Origin of the sequence: Burkholderia sp. NFPP32, assembly GCF_900119325.1 — a bacterium.
GTDB classification, from domain to species: domain Bacteria; phylum Pseudomonadota; class Gammaproteobacteria; order Burkholderiales; family Burkholderiaceae; genus Burkholderia; species Burkholderia pyrrocinia_C.
On record NZ_FPJP01000019.1, the window covers coordinates 46724 to 62667 of the forward strand.

The 15944-nt window shown below is 65.6% G+C and carries 12 protein-coding genes; 5 read left to right on the forward strand and 7 right to left on the reverse strand.

Features of this window, described 5'->3' with window-relative positions:
• Positions 1–22: 22 nt before the first annotated feature.
• On the forward strand, positions 23–784 hold the full coding sequence (locus BT264_RS28090; protein WP_143155774.1) for a hypothetical protein: 762 nt from the start codon (positions 23–25) through the stop codon (positions 782–784).
• A gap of 618 nt (positions 785–1402) precedes the next feature.
• On the opposite strand, the gene BT264_RS28095 is transcribed toward BT264_RS28090, so the two are convergent.
• The 4 genes from BT264_RS28095 to BT264_RS28110 form a co-directional block, all read right to left on the reverse strand.
• Positions 1403–2362, reverse strand: coding sequence for an OmpA family protein (locus BT264_RS28095; RefSeq protein WP_072442972.1), 960 nt, complete (start codon positions 2360–2362; stop codon positions 1403–1405).
• Between the two features lie 4 nt (positions 2363–2366).
• Positions 2367–3356, reverse strand: coding sequence for a type VI secretion system-associated protein TagF (gene tagF / locus BT264_RS28100; protein ID WP_034183687.1), 990 nt, complete (start codon positions 3354–3356; stop codon positions 2367–2369).
• Entirely contained in the window at positions 3353–7297 is a 3945-nt protein-coding gene (tssM, locus tag BT264_RS28105) for a type VI secretion system membrane subunit TssM (protein WP_072442974.1), read from the reverse strand. Before tssM ends, tagF begins: the two co-directional genes overlap by 4 nt.
• Before the next feature lie 301 nt (positions 7298–7598).
• Complete coding sequence (locus BT264_RS28110) at positions 7599–8444, reverse strand: M15 family metallopeptidase (RefSeq protein ID WP_034183689.1); 846 nt, start codon at positions 8442–8444, stop codon at positions 7599–7601.
• A gap of 121 nt (positions 8445–8565) precedes the next feature.
• On the opposite strand from BT264_RS28110, the gene BT264_RS28115 reads away from it, so the two are divergent.
• Positions 8566–9534, forward strand: a complete 969-nt coding sequence (locus BT264_RS28115; protein ID WP_072442976.1) for a phage tail protein — start codon at positions 8566–8568, stop codon at positions 9532–9534.
• A gap of 206 nt (positions 9535–9740) precedes the next feature.
• Positions 9741–10769 (forward strand): transporter, encoded by a 1029-nt coding sequence (locus BT264_RS28120; RefSeq protein WP_072443063.1) that lies wholly within the window; start codon positions 9741–9743, stop codon positions 10767–10769.
• Between the two features lie 21 nt (positions 10770–10790).
• On the opposite strand, the gene BT264_RS28125 is transcribed toward BT264_RS28120, so the two are convergent.
• Both BT264_RS28125 and BT264_RS28130 read right to left on the reverse strand, forming a co-directional pair.
• Positions 10791–10943: a DUF1427 family protein gene (locus BT264_RS28125; protein ID WP_072442978.1), complete on the reverse strand. Its 153-nt coding sequence runs from the start codon at positions 10941–10943 to the stop codon at positions 10791–10793.
• A 24-nt stretch (positions 10944–10967) separates the two neighbouring features.
• Positions 10968–11945, reverse strand: a complete 978-nt coding sequence (locus BT264_RS28130) for a quinone oxidoreductase family protein (protein WP_072442980.1) — start codon at positions 11943–11945, stop codon at positions 10968–10970.
• Between the two features lie 161 nt (positions 11946–12106).
• On the opposite strand from BT264_RS28130, the gene BT264_RS28135 reads away from it, so the two are divergent.
• On the forward strand, positions 12107–13027 hold the full coding sequence (locus BT264_RS28135; protein ID WP_072442982.1) for a LysR family transcriptional regulator: 921 nt from the start codon (positions 12107–12109) through the stop codon (positions 13025–13027).
• A gap of 134 nt (positions 13028–13161) precedes the next feature.
• Here the strand turns inward: BT264_RS28135 and BT264_RS28140 are convergent, their stop codons facing one another.
• Complete coding sequence (locus BT264_RS28140; protein WP_072442984.1) at positions 13162–15330, reverse strand: M1 family metallopeptidase; 2169 nt, start codon at positions 15328–15330, stop codon at positions 13162–13164.
• Between the two features lie 17 nt (positions 15331–15347).
• Here BT264_RS28140 and BT264_RS39370 point away from each other — a divergent pair, with 17 nt between their 5' ends.
• Positions 15348–15557, forward strand: a complete 210-nt coding sequence (locus tag BT264_RS39370; RefSeq protein ID WP_165948084.1) for a hypothetical protein — start codon at positions 15348–15350, stop codon at positions 15555–15557.
• Positions 15558–15944: the final 387 nt, after the last annotated feature.

Here is a 15944-nt window from a genome sequence, read left to right on the forward strand (position 1 = left end):
ATTTTTTTTGGATTGAAAATTGATGGCAATTCAGTCTGATATTGATGATGGTTCGCCGATAGATTTGCATGGAAAACTGGCTGCGATTGAATTGGTGTTTGGTTTGCTAGTGGCTGGTATGTATTATGTATTCTCGCAATTGGGTGTGATGGCGGATTTTTTGTGGAAGCTGATGCTGGTTGTCCAGGTTTTTGTGTCGGCTGTGTTGCTTTTTCATTATGTGATAAATCGGCGGTCACGCAGACTCTGGGTTGAAGGCGTTGTCTCTATGTTGGCGCTGGTTCCGTGGTTGATGATTGCATTGATTTGGTTGTTTTACATGTTGTATATCCCGGTGCCCGTTGTTTTGAAGGCTTCGGTGGTTGTGATTTGCTTCGGCATTATTGGGCGACATGCCTTCATGGTTCTTTCGGATTTTCGTCGCGCCGCAAAGAAGGAGGCGGTTTTGAGTACGATTTATCGCGACGATGGCAATAATTTTATTTTTCGTAGTTCACGTGTCGGATACATCGACCAATTGACGTCAAGAAATCCATTGAAAGGGTCGGTGTTGTCGGTGGTCGGGTATTTGGCGCCTTTTGCCGCGGCGTTTGGGTTGAGTGCGAATCACATTTTTAACGATAACGTTGGCCCTCAAGTGATATGCATTGTTTTGTCGCTCGTCGCGTTTCCAATGTCCGTTTCGATTATCGGGAATTTTTACGTAAAATCGCTTTTTTTTCGAGTGTATTTGCCGTTGAAGCTTGAAAAAAAGACTGGGAAAAAAGTCATTCTTGGTGCGTGAATATGCGTCTGCTCGCAGCGAAATGATGGGACTTGGGCAGTGCATGCAAGGAGACGCCACGACTTGCCGTCGGCGTGTTCGATGATTCTGATACGCGTTACGCAGTTGGTGCGGCCTCGACTTGATACCATTCGACGCGCTAGAAGCAACCATCCGCCGGCTGTCTCCTTACACGCGCCGGCGTCAGGTCACGATCTACCGATTTGCGATTTATGTGGCGCCAGCACATCCTGAAAGCGCATGACGAAAATCGACTCGTAGTAACCAACTGAAACGACGGAGTGAAGCGCCATACCCGACAGATACCGCGCGATTTTCAGAGCGAATCTGGGGCCGGTGTTGGCGGATTTGCTGTTGTTCTCGACGGTACTGCTGTACGCATGTTCGCAGTTTTTCGTCGCCGTTATCGTCAAGGTAGCCTGCTGATGACTGGCATACCGCGTCGACTAGAGGACATCCACGAGAGGTCCTGAGCGGACGAGCGGTAGCCCGCCAGGACGCGTCTTCCGTCAGAAAGGGTGTGAAGGCCTGAGTGGAGACATGCCTGTCGACGCACCGCGCCGACCGCATTCGCCGAAGCAAGGCGAACACCGGCCCGCGCGGTGGCAATGCGCGCGCTTACTGCCCCACCCGGAACTCGATCCTCCGATTCCTCGCCCTTCCATCCGCCGTATCGTTCGGCGCGATCGGCTGATCCGGCCCGACGCCCGTCGTCGTCATCTGCTGCGGCGGGATGCTCTTCGTGATCAGGTAACCCTTCACCGCGTCCGCGCGCGCCTGGCTCAGCGCGATGTTCGACGTCCGGTTCCCCGAGTTGTCGGTGTGGCCGATGATGTCGACCGTGCGGTTCTGCATCTTCGCGAGCGCGGCCGCCATCTGGTCGAGGATCAGCCTGCCCTGCGGCGTCAGCGTCGCGCTGCCGGTCTCGAACTCGATCGTCCGGTTCGCGAGCGTCTGGTCGAGCACGCCTTGCTCGGACGCCGACACGCGCAGCCCGTTCTTGATCGTGTAGGTCGGGTTCAGCGTGTTCGCCATGTCGCTCGCGAGCTGCTGGCGCTGCGCCTCGTTGTGCACCTCGCCCTTCATCTCGATCTGCGTGCCGTTGATCTTCAACTGCCCCTTGCTGATCTGCTTGAGCTGCGTGCCGAGCAGCTTCTGCACGTTCGCGCTCCAGTTCGGCGGCGTCGCGACGTCGCCGACCTCGATCTGGTCGACGACGTTCGTCGCGCCGTAGGTATCGCGCAGCTTCTGCAGCACGGCGGCCTTGGTCGCCTCGTCGGGCACCTTGCCGCCGACGACGACCTGGCCGGGCGCCGCGTTCGCGGGCGGCGGCGTGATCGTGCCGGCCGTGCCGTGCACCACCGTGCCGGACGCGGTCGCAGGCGCGGCGCCGGGGGGCGTGTTCGACGACGGCAGCGCGGTCGTCGCGACCGAGCCGTTGCCGACCGGCGTGACGGTCGCGCCGGTGTTCTGCGCGAAGGCTGCGCCGCTGGCAACGAGGCCGGCGGCGAAAAGAGCAAGGAGGGTGGAGCGGGCGGGCGAGAGCCGCGGGCGCCGGGCGTGAATCGTGCGATGCATCCCGTCAGCCTCCGATGAACGCTTCGCGGAACGCGTCGATGGCGACGCGCAGCGAGAGTTGCGGTTGGTCGAGGTAGCTGACGAGCTTGCTGATCTGGTGATCGTTTTGCGCATGGGCGTCGATCCACTCGGGATCGTCGATGTCGATGTTGTGGGCGGCGTAGGTCTGCGGATCGACAACGCTCAGCAGTGTCTTCGCCGACGCGCCGTTGAAGCCGATGATCAGGCGTTCGCGTTCGGCGATCGAGCCGATGAAGATCGCGAGCTCGAAGTCGGCCTGCGCGACGAACGGCGCGATCAGTTCGAGCCAGAACGCGGCGACGAGGCTGCGGTAGAACGGATCGACCGGCAGCGGCAGCGTGAGGCCGCGCTCGATGTGCGACGAGCCGCTTTGCATCACCGGCCGCAGCAGCGAGCCGAGCGCGAGCATCGCGCCGCGCAGCCGCACGGGGTGGCCGCTTTCGAGCAGCATCTGCTGCAGGCCGTACAGCGACTGGTGTTCGACGAAATCGTTGAAGGTGCCGTCATGCGACGTGCCGGGGCCGCCGACGTCGATCGGCACCTGCGTGTCGCCGAGCGCCTGCAGCGCGCCGGGCGGCTCTTCCTTGCCGAGCAGCGGCGGGATCTGCGTGGCGACGCGCGACCACAGCCGCGCGAACGCGAGCGGGCTGCGCGCGAGGAACGCGAGCGGCCGGTCGACCTCGAGCGCGGTTGCACCGAGGAACGGGAAGCGGCGCATCGACACGTCGTGGCTCGCGACCATGTGGCCCGCGATCGCGAGCTTGCTGCGCGAGCCGAGGAACGCGAAATGCATCGGCTTCGCATCCTCGTAGACGAGCTTCCAGCGCGGATCTTCCGCGAGCAGTTCGAGCGCCTGCGCGATCCAGCGATCGAGCGTCTGCAGCAACTGCGGATTGTGCGGGCTCTTCACGAAGTCGCCGCGCGACGGAATCTTGCCGAAGTAGGCGATTTGCGCCTGTACGGTTTGCGTCATTGCGCCCCCTGTGCATTCGTTGCGTTGGCGGCCGCGATGGCCGGCGCTGTGCCCGGCGTGCCCGTGCCGGACTGGGTCGCGTTCTGCGCGGCGCCCGCGCTCGCGTCGGCGACCGACGACGGCAGTTGCAGGCCGCGCAGGCTCTGCTGCTGCGGCTGGTCGCCGCCGCCACCCGTCGGTTGCGACGTGCTGATGATGCGCATCGTCACCGACACGTTCACGCTGCCCTGTACCCACGTCAGGTCGAAGGTGCCGTCCGGACGGCGCTTGCGCTGCGCCGAGTTGATCAGCTTCTCGAGGCCGTAGCGGCCCGGCTCGTTGACGAGCTGCACCGTGCGGCCGTCGAAGGTCGTCGCGGACAGCGTCGCGCCCGGCGAGCCCTGCGGGTTCGGCCACACGAAGTTGGTCCACTGCGGCGGCGTGTTGCGGTAGCGCAGTTGCTGCCCGTCGATCGCGATCGTGTATTCCGTCGTGCCCGTGCTCGGCTGCGGCAGGATCTGGAACACCGTCTGCGGCTCGGACGCCGCGGCCGCGCCGCCTGCCGCCCCGCCCGCGAGCGGTGCGACCCAGCGCGCGAAGCCGTTCGTGAAGTCCGGCGTGAGCCCGATGCCCATGTCGCCCCACGTGCGGGCGGCGAGCGTGTCGCCGCGGCGCACCGCGAGCGGCCCGAGCGTCGTGCCGACGAACTTCGCGATCGAGCCGTCCGGGCCGAACACCTGCGCGATCTCGCCGGCACCGGCCTCGACCTTCGCGTTGGCCGCGAACGGGTACTTCGTCGCGAGCGAGTTCTGGAACGGCTGGTAGACCTGCGCGTTCCACACCTTGTTGACTTCAGCGCTGGCCGGCTGGATCACGACCGCGAACGCCTGCATCAGCGGCCGCACGAGCAGCGGACGCAGCGACTTGCGTTGCGAATCGGTGAGGCCCGTCAGCATCTGCTCGTCGACGAGCTTCAGCGACTCGGCGAGTTCCGAACCGTTGCCGTCGAGCGTCTGCTGCATCAGCTGGCGCGCGCCGGGGCCCGGGTCGCCCTGGTTCTTGATCACGTTGAAGCGGGTCCGGACCTTCGACAGCGAATCCATGTAGCCCTTGAGCATCGACGTGCCGTCATGCGTCGCGACGATCCGCGCGAGGCCGATGAACTCCTGGCCGACCGGACCCATCGGCACCTCGGCCGGATTGCCATTGATGTCGATGTTGGCGGCCGCCACCTGGCCGGCCTGCGAGCGCGAGAACAGTTGCTTGACCCAGTTCACGACGCCCGTCTGCGCCTTCTTGATCGTCACGTTCGCGAGCGACGGGTTGTCCCACGACGTCTGGTCGTACGCGGTCTCGAGGATCTTGCGGATCGGCGAATCCTGAGGGTCGCCGAGGCGGTTCATCCCGTCGACGGCCTGGCCGAAGCTGCTGAAGCCCTGCACCGCGATGCCCTGCATGAACTTCTGCCAGTGCTGCGCGTACTCGGTCTTGTACATGCCGACCAGCGTCTTCTGGATCTGCTCGGGGCTGCCCTCGAGCGTCAGGTCGTCCTGCGTCGACGTGTTCAGCACCCAGTCCTTCGCCTGCAGTTCCTTGGTCGCCGCGTCGCGGATCGCCGGCTGCACGTAGTCGAACCACGCTTCGCGCGTGAACGTGCCCGGAATCGCGTAGCTGCCGGCCACCAGCCCCTGGTTGCCGTCGCCGACGATGCGCGCGATGGTCATCGGCGCGAAGCGGGTCGATGCGCGCGCCTTGATTTCCTCGTAGACGCGCTGGCGGGCCGGCATCCCGCGCACCACGCGGCGCAGGTTCTCGCGGGTCTGGTCGACGAGCGCGAGGTTCGCGTCGATCATCGGCCAGTCGTTGTCGTTCACGCGGGCGAGGTAGAACGAGATCATGCGCTCCGCGCTCTTGATCATCTCGTCACGCGGCATGTTGCCGCGATTCGTCTCGAGCCAGCCGCGCCAGAAGCGGGCGAGCTGGTCGGTCAGGTGCGCCTGCTCGACGTGGCGCTTGTCGGACAGCATCAGGTACGTCTTGAGCGCGTTGTACGCGTCCTGCACGTTGGTCGGCGACGCGTCGCTGTAGAGGCCGCCCTGCGGCGCGGCCGGCTGTTGCGGCGCGGCGGCCGGCGCGGTGCCGGACGCGGCCGGTGCGGCACCGGCCTGCGGTGCGGCGCCTGCCGGGTTCGTCGAGACCGGCATCGTGCCGCCCTGCACGGCGCCCGATTCGGGCGGGCGGGTCATCGGCACGAGCTGCTCGGGATGCGCGTTCACGTCCTTCATGAACGACGCGAGGTTCTGCGACACGGGGGCCAGCAGGATCTGGCGCACGCCGTTGTAGTACTCGGTCAGCAGGTGCTGCTCGAGACGGTCTCCCTGGTACAGGCCGAGCGACACCGACAGCGGTTTGTCGCGGCGGAACTGCTCGAGCTGCTCGATCCGGTCTTCGAGGATGTCCATCGCCTGCAGGCGCGACTGCAGGTCGTTGCGACCCTGCTGCAGGCGCGTGACGTTGTCGAGGTCGGCCTGCACGTTCGAGACGAGCTGCTGGTTGCCGATCGTCGACCAGGTCCAGCCGCCGAGCGCGAGTGCGAGCGCCGCGACGAAGCCGAAGAAGGTCGCGTAGCGCAGCCGCGTCTTGGTCGGGCTGGCGAACTGGCGCACTGTCTGGCGGTCCGCGAAGATCACCTTCGAGAACAGGTCGCGCAGGAAGAAGCCGTTCTTCGAGAACGCGCTGTGCGGCTTCGGCAGCGCGGTCGCGTCGAGGCCGAAGCGGTGCGCGATGCGCTGCGCGGCCGCGCTGTTGGTTTCGCCTTCCTGCAGCGCGCTGGTGAAGTAGAAGCCGCGGAAAATCGGCTTGTACTGGAACGGGTTGTTCTCGAACAGCGTCGCGAGGAACGCGCGCAGCGACGGCTTGATCGTCGAGAATTCGAGCGGGAAGCTCAACTGGCCCGGCGACAGCTGGTTGCCGCGCGACAGCGACAGCTGCGCGACGCTGATCTCCTTCAGCCCTTCGTAGAGTTCCTCGAAGTGCGTGTCGAACTGCGCGACGACGTCGCGCTTGTCGTCGGGCTCGTAGGGCAGCGTGGCGCCCCACACGCGGTCGTACTCGTGCTTGTCGCTGCTGCTGAAGAATTCGGTGAAGCCGGTGATCAGGTCGGCCTTCGTGAACATCACGTAGACCGGCGCGAACACCTCGAGCTTTTCCGTCAGCTCCTGAACGCGCTGGCGAAGGTTTTTCGCGAGGTTGATCGCGAATTCGGGGCGGTTGCCGGTGAGTTCGGCGATGCTCGCGGTGACGATGATGCCGTTGATCGGCGCCTTCGGGCGATAGCGCTTGAGCAGGCCGAGGAAGCCGAGCCACTCGCTGCGGTCTTCCTCGTGCACCGAATAGCGGCCTGCCGTGTCGAGCAGGATCCCTTCGGTCGTGAAGAACCAGTCGCAGTTGCGTGTACCGCCGATGCCGTGGATCACGGCGCTGTTCTTGTCCGCGAACGGGAACTGCAGGCCGGAATTGAGCACGGCGCTGCTCTTGCCCGCGGCCGGGTTGCCGATCACGATGTACCACGGCAGTTCGTACAGCGCGGAGCCGCCCGAGACCTGGCCGATCTTCGACGTCTTGATCGTCTTCACCGCGTCCGACAGGCGCATGCGCAGCACGTCGAGGTCGGCCGTCTTCGCGTCGGGCGCGAGCGCGGCGGCGGCGGGTGCGGCGATCTTGCCGGTTTCCGCCTGCTCTTCCAGCACCTGGCCGAGCTGCTGGTTCGCGCGCTTCACGCGCCAGCGGCGCCACAGCGCGACGACGAGCCACAGCGCGAGGATCGCCGCGAAGGCGATCGCCGCCCACAGGAGCGGCAGCTGCAGCATGTCGGCAACGATGAAGAGGATGGCCGCTAGCGCGACGATCCCGACGATCGAGAGCGTACGCGGATGAGTCAGCACGTTGAGGATGCGTTGCATAGGACGTTCAGGTTCCGGTGCGATTCGGTGAGGCGACGCAGGCGCGCCGAGCGGCAAGGGTGGCGCCGCGATGTGTCGCCATGCTGTCAAACGGGATGAAGGGGGCTGGCATCAATGCGCCCGCGGCATCGGAGAAGGCGCGCGCATTAATGAAAGGACGCTGTGAGATTTAAAACGGATGCGGCGGCCGCAAAAAATCGCGCACCGGAATGCCCGATCGATTGCGCCGCCCGAATCGTTTCCTGCCGGATGATTAAAAAGCCCCATGCCGCCCTCATTATTTCTTGTCCGGCAGCCCTGGCTAGCTGCCGCGTCCCAGTTTAAAACCGGGTTTATGGTATTCCACGTGCCCGAGATCCATCATTTTCCAGCGGCCCCCCCAGGTCAGGCCGACCTGCTCGGCGACCTGGCCGTACAACTGGTAGCCGCGCATCGCCCACGGATCTTTCTCGGAAATGACCAGCTTGCCGTCGCGCAGGAATGCGTTGTCGGCCGCCAGCCCGAATTGGTGATAACTCTGGAAGGCGGCCGCATTGGTCACGTTGCTGCCCATCTGCGCCAGCCGGTTTTGCCGTTCCGGGCTCCGGTAACCTTCCAGCAGCGCCATTTCATAACCATATTGTTCGTGCATGATCTTGTAGACCAGCAGCAAACGCGTACGGAAATCCGGGTCCAGCAGGTTCCAGTCGCGGCTCGCATCCTTCAGCGCCGGGCGCACCTGTTCGACTTCCCGGGTGGCGAAGACTTCCGGCGGCAGCGGCGGAGGCGGCACGAGCTGTTCGCCCTGCAGCAGCGCGGCGATCTTCTCGTCGGGCACGCGCGCCGTGTCGTCGTACTGGAACAATTGCCGGCCGCGTAACGCAATGGCGACCAATGGCGGCGTCGCAAGAATACCTGCCGATACCGTAATCATCAAGCGCCGCCGAACCAGTAAATTTTGCACATCGTTTAATGCGCCGCGCGTAGCGCTTGCCGATTTAACAATCTGACTCCGCGTACGCGCGGCGCGATCGTTCGCACGGCGCGTAAGACGGCCGTGAAACTGGGCGACGGATTCGAAAACCGTCGCGCGGATACCCGGTAAAAGCAACAGTGCCGCAACCGCGACGGCAAGGGCGAAATAGGCGACGAGTGCGACGGCAATCAACGAAATCCCCGGAAATTGGAATTGATTGTGTTTTGCAATGCTTGCTCTTAGAATCAGGCTGCTTTGAGAGGCCGGGCTATATTATCGCGGTGAATTAAACCAGGATTCAATGAGACGCTGAATGAGTGCGCCGGAAAATTCAAATTCGAAAACTCCACCCAGCCTGCTGTCCGATACTAAACCGGAAGGCAACGGAGGAGCTCAGCAGTCTCGCATTCTCGCGAATCTGGAAGGGCGTGTCACGCCGCCCGCCGAACCGGCGCGCCGTTCGCTGAAGGCGCCGATCGCGGCCGTCGTCGCATTGGTGGTTGCCGTCGGCGGCTGGGGCGCATGGCGCATGCAGCAGCATTCGGGCGAGCAGGCCGTCGCTGTCACGGCTGCCGCCGCGCCTGCAGCGGCCGAATCTGCGAAGGCCGCACCGGCCAGCGGTGCCGCCGCGCAGGTCGCGCAGAATGGCGCGTCCGCCGCGCAGCCGGCCACGATCGTCAACGACGATTCGGCTTCCCGGACCGTTGCATCCGCATCGTCCGCGTCCGGTGCGGACAACAGCCGCCTGTCGCGCGCGCTTGCCGATGGCGCCGACGACGCATCGGGCGCAGCCACGGCCGGCGCTGCCGCAGCCGCCACGGCCGCCGCGGCTGCGACGACGAAAACCGCGAAGGCCGACGCCGCGAAGAGCACGAAGGTCGCCGCGCAGGGCAAGGCCAACACGAAGGCCGAGACGAAGGCCGAAGCCCGCAAGCATCGCAAGGAACAGGAAGCCGAGCTCGTGCAGGCGAAGAAGCGCCGCGATGCGGCGTCCACGCGTACCGCGAGTGCGAAGGCGGCCGGGAAGGACGATCCGGATGCCGATCTGCTCGCGGCGCTCGTCGCGCGCACGAAGCCGGCCGACAAGAAACTCGCCGCGCAGAAGGCGCAGGCCGTGCCGACCAAGACGGCGGCGGCGACCGGTTCGCTTGGGGCGCGTGTGAAGGAGTGTTCGGAGCGCGGCTTCTTCGAGGATCAGTTGTGCCGCTGGCGCGTCTGCGACGGCCACTGGGGCAAGGACCCGGCGTGCCCGAACGCCGCGCAGTCGGAGACGCGGCAGTAATCCGTCTCCTGCACGTCACGATGCCGTATCTGCGCCGCCCGTTGGGCGGCGCGTTGCTTTTGGGGCACGGAAGCTGCCGGTATCATGCGGTGCGACACTGTCACGAGTGCGTCACGCCCGTCGGGCATACGTCTCCTTTCTTTTCCCGGCGCGGGCCCGCGACCCGCGATGTGCGGCGCGCCGCGCATCGCACGACTTTCGACACGATGGACCTGATCGTACAGACTTACGGCGCCGACACGTCCGGCATGGTGTGCGGCTTCCGCTTCGTTCCGGGCGGATCCGGCGCAATGCTCGACGCCGATGCGGCCGCCGCGTGGCTGCGCACGTGCCGCGAGCGCGACGCGGTCGCGTCGGACGATTTCGTCTGGCTGCACTTCAATCTCGCGCACGGCGCGAGCGAGCGCTGGATGCGCACGCATCTCGGGCTGCCGGACAGCTTCTTCGCATTCCTCCACGAAGGTTCGCGCTCGACGCGCATCGAGCAGGAAGACGGCGCGTTGCGCGCGATCGTCAACGACGTGATGTTCAACCTCGAGCTGACGCCTTCGGAGATCGCGACGCTGTTCGTCCATGTCGAGCAGCGCATCATGGTCACCGCGCGGCTCAAGCCGCTGCGCTCGGTCGACACGCTGCGCGCATGCGTGCGCGACGGCGAGCAGTTCCGGTCGCCAGCGGAACTGCTCGTGCACCTGCTGCGCGACCAGGCCGACCTGCTGATCCAGATCATGCGGCGCACGAGCATCGACGTCGATCGCATCGAGGATCGCTTTTTGTCGCAGCGGCTCACGTCGAGCCGCATCGAGCTCGGCGCGATGCGCCGGACGCTGACACGTCTGCAGCGCATGCTCGCGCCCGAGCCCGGGTCGATCTTCCGGCTGCTCGCGAAGCCGCCCGCGTGGCTGCACGTGGAAGACACGCAGGAGCTGCGCGAATCGACCGAAGAGTTCTCGCTGGTGCTCGGCGATCTGGCCGGGCTCAACGAGCGGATCAAGCTGTTGCAGGAAGAGATCGGGTCGCGTCTCGACGAGCAGAACAACCGGACGCTGTTCACGCTGACGCTCGTGACCGTGATCGCGCTGCCGATCAACATCGTCGCCGGCTTCTTCGGGATGAACGTCGGCGGCGTGCCGTTCTCGGAGAACAAGCACGGCTTCTGGCTGATGGTGCTGCTCGTCGCGGGCTTCACCGCGCTCGCCGCATGGTGGGCGTTCCGACGTCGCGACGATCGCTAGCGCCGGCGCCGTTTCAGCGCGTCAGCGCAGCAGCGCGATCGCGCGTTCGCCGATCACCATCCCGAGCAGGCCGACGAGCGCGACGAGCGGCGGGGCCGGCGAGCGCACGTGCAGCAGCGCGTACACCACGCCGACGCCGAGGCCCACCGCGAGCGAAGTCAAGTAATCCATCATGGCGGTCTCCCGTGCGGTCCGGCGTCAGGGCTTGAGAATGACGCGCTCGCGCGCACCGGCCAGCACCGCGCGATATGCGTCGTGCGCACGTTCGAGCGGGTACACGTAGTCGTCGCCGATCGGAAACGGGCGCAGCGTGCCGTTGCCGAAGCCGGGTGCGAGCGTGTCGAGGATCTGCGCGACCGCGGCGCCGCCGAGTTGCAGCGAATCGATACCCACGTACGTATGCTGGCCGCGATAGAACGCGAAGATGTCGAACGGCACGCTGCGGTCGATCGTCGAGATGAAGATCTGCCGCGCACCGATCGCCATCGATGCGTTCGCGGCTTCGAAATACGGGCTGCCGACCGTGTTGTAGACGATGTCCGCGCCGCGGCCGCCGGTCGCCGCGTGCACGGCGTCGGCGACGGGCCAGCGCGACGCGTCGATCATGTGCACGTCGCCCGATGCATGGCCGCGATAGCCGCCGGGGCCGCGCTCGACGCCGATCACGGTCGCGCCGCGCGCGCTCGCGAGCTGGATCGCGGCCTGGCCGACCTTGCCGTTCGCACCGAACACCAGCACGACCTCGTCGGCCGTCGGCATGCCGGCCCGGCGCAAACCCTCGTACGCGGTGACGAACGGCACACCGACGCCGGCCGCTTCGTCGAGCGTCAGCACGGCCGGCTTGCGGCGCACCAGTGCCGCGTCGAGCACGAGGCATTCCGCGTGCGAGCCGTCGCGCCCCACGCCGAGATCGCCGCCCGACCCCCACACGGGCGCACCGATCCACTCGGCAGGGCCGCTGCGCACGATGCCGGCCCAGTCGCGCCCCGGCGTGCGCGGCCACACCGCGTGCGGCATGCGGCCGAGCGCGGCCTTCACGTCGCTCGGGTTGACGCCGGCCGCGCGCACCTCGATCAACATCTGGCCGTCGGCCGGCACGGGTTGGTCGATTTCCCTGACGCGCGCGTCGAGCGACTCGATGTCGGCGGCGGGGGCGTCGAAGCGGATGCTGCGCATGATGATCTCCGTGGCGGATGGTTGCCGCGCTGCCCGGCGGGCCGGCGCGTGCAACGGGTGGAAAGGATGAATGCAGTCTAGTCGGGGCGATTTGACGTGGAAATACGCAAAGGCGGATGATTGTTTTGCGATTTACGCATAGCAAAACCCGAGGCCCCTGAATGGACGACTTCCTTTCCCCGCATCTGGCGCTGTTCGTCGACGTGGTCGACCAGCAAAGCTTCTCGGCGGCCGCGCGCCGGCTGGGCGTTGCCGCGTCGTCGGTCACGCGGCGCATCGACCGGCTCGAGGCGCAGCTCGGCATCCGCCTCCTGCATCGCACCACCCATGCACTACGGCCGACCGAGGCCGGGCAGTTGCTGTACGGGCGCGCGCAGCGGATGCTGGCCGAGCTGCGCGGCCTGCAGGAAGACCTGCACAGCCAGCACGACGAGCCGAGCGGGCTGCTGCGCGTCGACTGTCCGGCGCCGTTCGGCCGCCTGCACCTGATGGCCGCGCTGGCCGCGTTCATGCAGCGTCATCCGGCGCTGCAGGTCGACCTGGTGCTGACCGACAGCATGGTCGACCTGCAGGGTGCGCGGCTCGGCTCCGACGTCGATCTCGCGGTGCGCGTCGGTCCGCTCGAGGACACGCGCTTCGTCGCGACCGTACTGGCGCCGCAGCGGCGCGTGCTGTGCGCGAGCGCGGCCTACCTCGCGCGGCGCGGCGAGCCTGAATCGCCCGACGCGCTCGCCGGACACGACTGTCTCGCGTGGCATGGCGCGCCGCCGCCGGGCGCCTGGCGCTTCGGCGACCGCCGCCACGCGCCGGCGCAGCCGAGGTTTCGCAGCAATCATTCGGAGGCGTTGCTCGAAGCGGCGATCGACGGGCTCGGTCTCGCGCACCTGCCGACCTGGCTCGCCGGGGATGCATTGCGCGACGGACGGTTGCGCGCGGTGCTGCCGCAGTATGCGGCGGCGCCCGAGCACGCGACGATCCACGTATTGCGCCAGCAGGCTCGCGGCAGCGCGCGTGCGTCGCGGCTCGTCGCGTTCCTGGCAACGTGGTTCGCGCAGCCGGCGTGGGATGCCGCGTGGGCGTAAGCGCAAGAAGAGGCGTCGGGCGATAGCGCCGCGCCGAAAGAAAAAAGGGCCCCGCTCGCGAGGCCCGTCAAAGGTCGGGAGGCGGTACGCCGGCCGGCGCCGCAGGCTGCGCGGCGCCGGCCGGACGCGCACCGTTACTGCGTCACTACCTTGCGCGGCTTGAAGATGCCCTGGTATTGCAGGGCCGGGCGTTCCTTCGTCGCCGGTGCGATGCCGCCGAAGGTCGGCGTCTGGCGCAGCTTCATCGCGGCCGGCGAAGCGACCGAACCGATCGACGTCGAGCGCGAAGCCGGCGCGAGGTTGTTCGCGACCAGCAGCGCGGCCTCGCTCTTCAGGTTCGACAGCAGCACCGGATCGGGCGAGCCGTTGACCTGCGTGAGCAACCCGCTCCAGGCCGCGTCGCTGTAGTTCACGACGTAGTAGTCGAGCCCGCTCGGGTCCGCGACCACGCCCGTGCAACCGTCGATCCGCGTTTGCGTCTGCGTGTCCTTCAGCGCGAGCGTCGTGCGTTTCGCGAGACCCTGGCCGTACGCGAGCGTGATCGGCACCGTCCACTGCAGGCCCGGATACGCGTTCTTGTTCGGGAACGGCTGCTGTTTCAGCGTGACGACCGTCTGGTTCTTCGTCATGTCGCACTGCGTGTCGAGCGAGATCAGCGGCACGCCGGTCTGGCGCACGTAGCTGTCGCCGATCGGGCCGACCGACTGGCCGCTCTCCTTCGACAGCGCATCCCACAGGCGCTTCGGCGTGCCGTTGCCGAACGAGTAGTCGACCAGGTACTGTTGCAGACCCTTGCGCAGCGTCTGTTCGCCGAGATAGTTCTCGAGCGTCTTCAGCACGTGGCCGCCCTTGTCGTACGTGAACGCGCTGGCGCTCAGCACGAAGTCGTTCGACGCCCAGTCGTTGAAGTTGGGTGCGACCGGGAACGCGTTCGGGCCGATGTCGCGATTGATCACGCGGTACTTGTTCTTCACCTGGTCGAGCCAGCTGAACTCGTCGGGGAAGAACTGGATCGTCGTCTTCGTCTCGAAGAACGTCGCGAACGATTCGTTGAGCCACACGTTGTCCCACCAGTCGGTCGTGACGAGATCGCCGAACCACTGGTGCGCGACTTCGTGCGTCAGCACCTCGTTGCCGTAGCGCGACATCGGCTGGCCCGGCTGCGGCAGGATGTCGTCGGCGAACTCGAGGATCGACCCCCAGTTCTCCATCCCGCCGAAGTTCAGGTCCTTCTGCTCCTTGAACGCGTCGTTTGCGGCCACCGTGTCGAATTTCGTCAGCGGCAGCGCGATGCCGGTGTAACGGTAGTAGTAGTCGAGCGCCTGCTTGGTGCGGTCCATCGCCGGCTTCGCCCAGTCCTTCATGCCCGGCGGCGTGAACACGCGCAGGTGCAGGCCGCCCTTGCCGCCCGGCAGCGGGCTCGTGAAGTCGTCCTCGTAGGTGTCGAACAGGCCGCCGCCGAAGAACAGCAGGTACGACGGCATCGGCGGGGTCTTCTCGAACTGCACGAGCTTGTAGCCGCCGCCGACGCTGGTCGACGGCTTCTCGGCCGCGTTCGACACGACGCGCCAGTTCTGCGGCACTTCGGCCGTCACTTCATAGGTCGGGCGGAATGCCGGCTCGTCCCAGCCCGGGAACCACTGGCGCGCGAGGTTGGTTTCGCCCTGCGTGAGGATCGCGCCGCTCGTCGTGCCGTCGGTGCTCTTCAGGTCGACGCGGAAGATGCCTTCCGCGGCCGAGCAGCCCGGATACGGATCGTCGCCGCAGCTGCCGCCGGTGTGGTTGACCGGATCGTCATACGACTTGAAGTTGATGATGCCCGACCACTCCATGTGCAGCGAATAGTTGCCCGGCGCGATGGTCCCGCTCGGCGGACGCAGCTGATAGAAGTCGCCCTTGTCCTGCGGCGTCGCGATCAGCTGGATGTTGCCCGGCTGCAGCGTGATGCGGCCGTTCGTGAACTTGATCCGGTGGCCGGCGATCACGATGTTGTTGACCGGCTTCAGCACCTTGATCTCGACGTCGGCGCGGCCGTCGAACGCGTTCAGCGCTTCGTTCGGGCGGAACCACAGCCGGTAGTTCACGGGTACGACGGTGTCCGGCAGCTCGACAGGCGACACGCTCTTGTCGACGTTGGATGCGCTCGGCGGCGCGGTGACGGCGGGCGACGAGCCCGAGTGCGGCGCGCCGGCGGAGCTGAGCGCGGAAGCCGAGCCCGCGCCGCCGTCGTCGCCGCCGCACCCGGCGAGCGCGAGTGCGGCGACGAGCGGCAGATAACGCATCTTGCGAATGTTGATCGACATGACTGAAACCTCGATTGTTGAAAGAATCGTTCAGTGCTGCGAAAACGCCGGCAAAAGCAATCCCCTCGCCGTTAATCAACAGCGATGAAAATGCCAATGACGGATTATTCGAAAAAGACGGCGGCCGACTACGTGAAGGTAATCATGGTTTACTGCCCCCTCTGGATTTCCGGATGTCGGTTAACTTGCCGGTTCAAAATGGACGGGCGCGTGTTGTACTGAATTGATTTCGCGCGCACGACACGGGGCTGCACGCCCGGCACGGGCGCGCAATCCCTTTGAACCGACGACCTACGGGGCTGGCCGGGCCAGTCCGCAGGACGGAAGGAAGGCGGGTTGCCGTTCCGTAAATTCGCCGTCATGCGGTTTCAAGGTTTGTCGGCCAGCTCGAAGGATGCGTAAATATACTTGATGGTTTTAGGTAAAGGAAACGAAAAATTTAGAAGATGCATCTATTGAATTTTTCCCGCTTCATTGAATGCTGGAAGTCATTAATACGCTTTCCGTTTAGCTGGTGGCTTCGTAGTTTTAATCTATTAACGATCTGATGGGGCTGCGAAAACTACGAAACCCGGCGTGCCGCGGCACGCTCGGTACAATGCATCGACGACCCG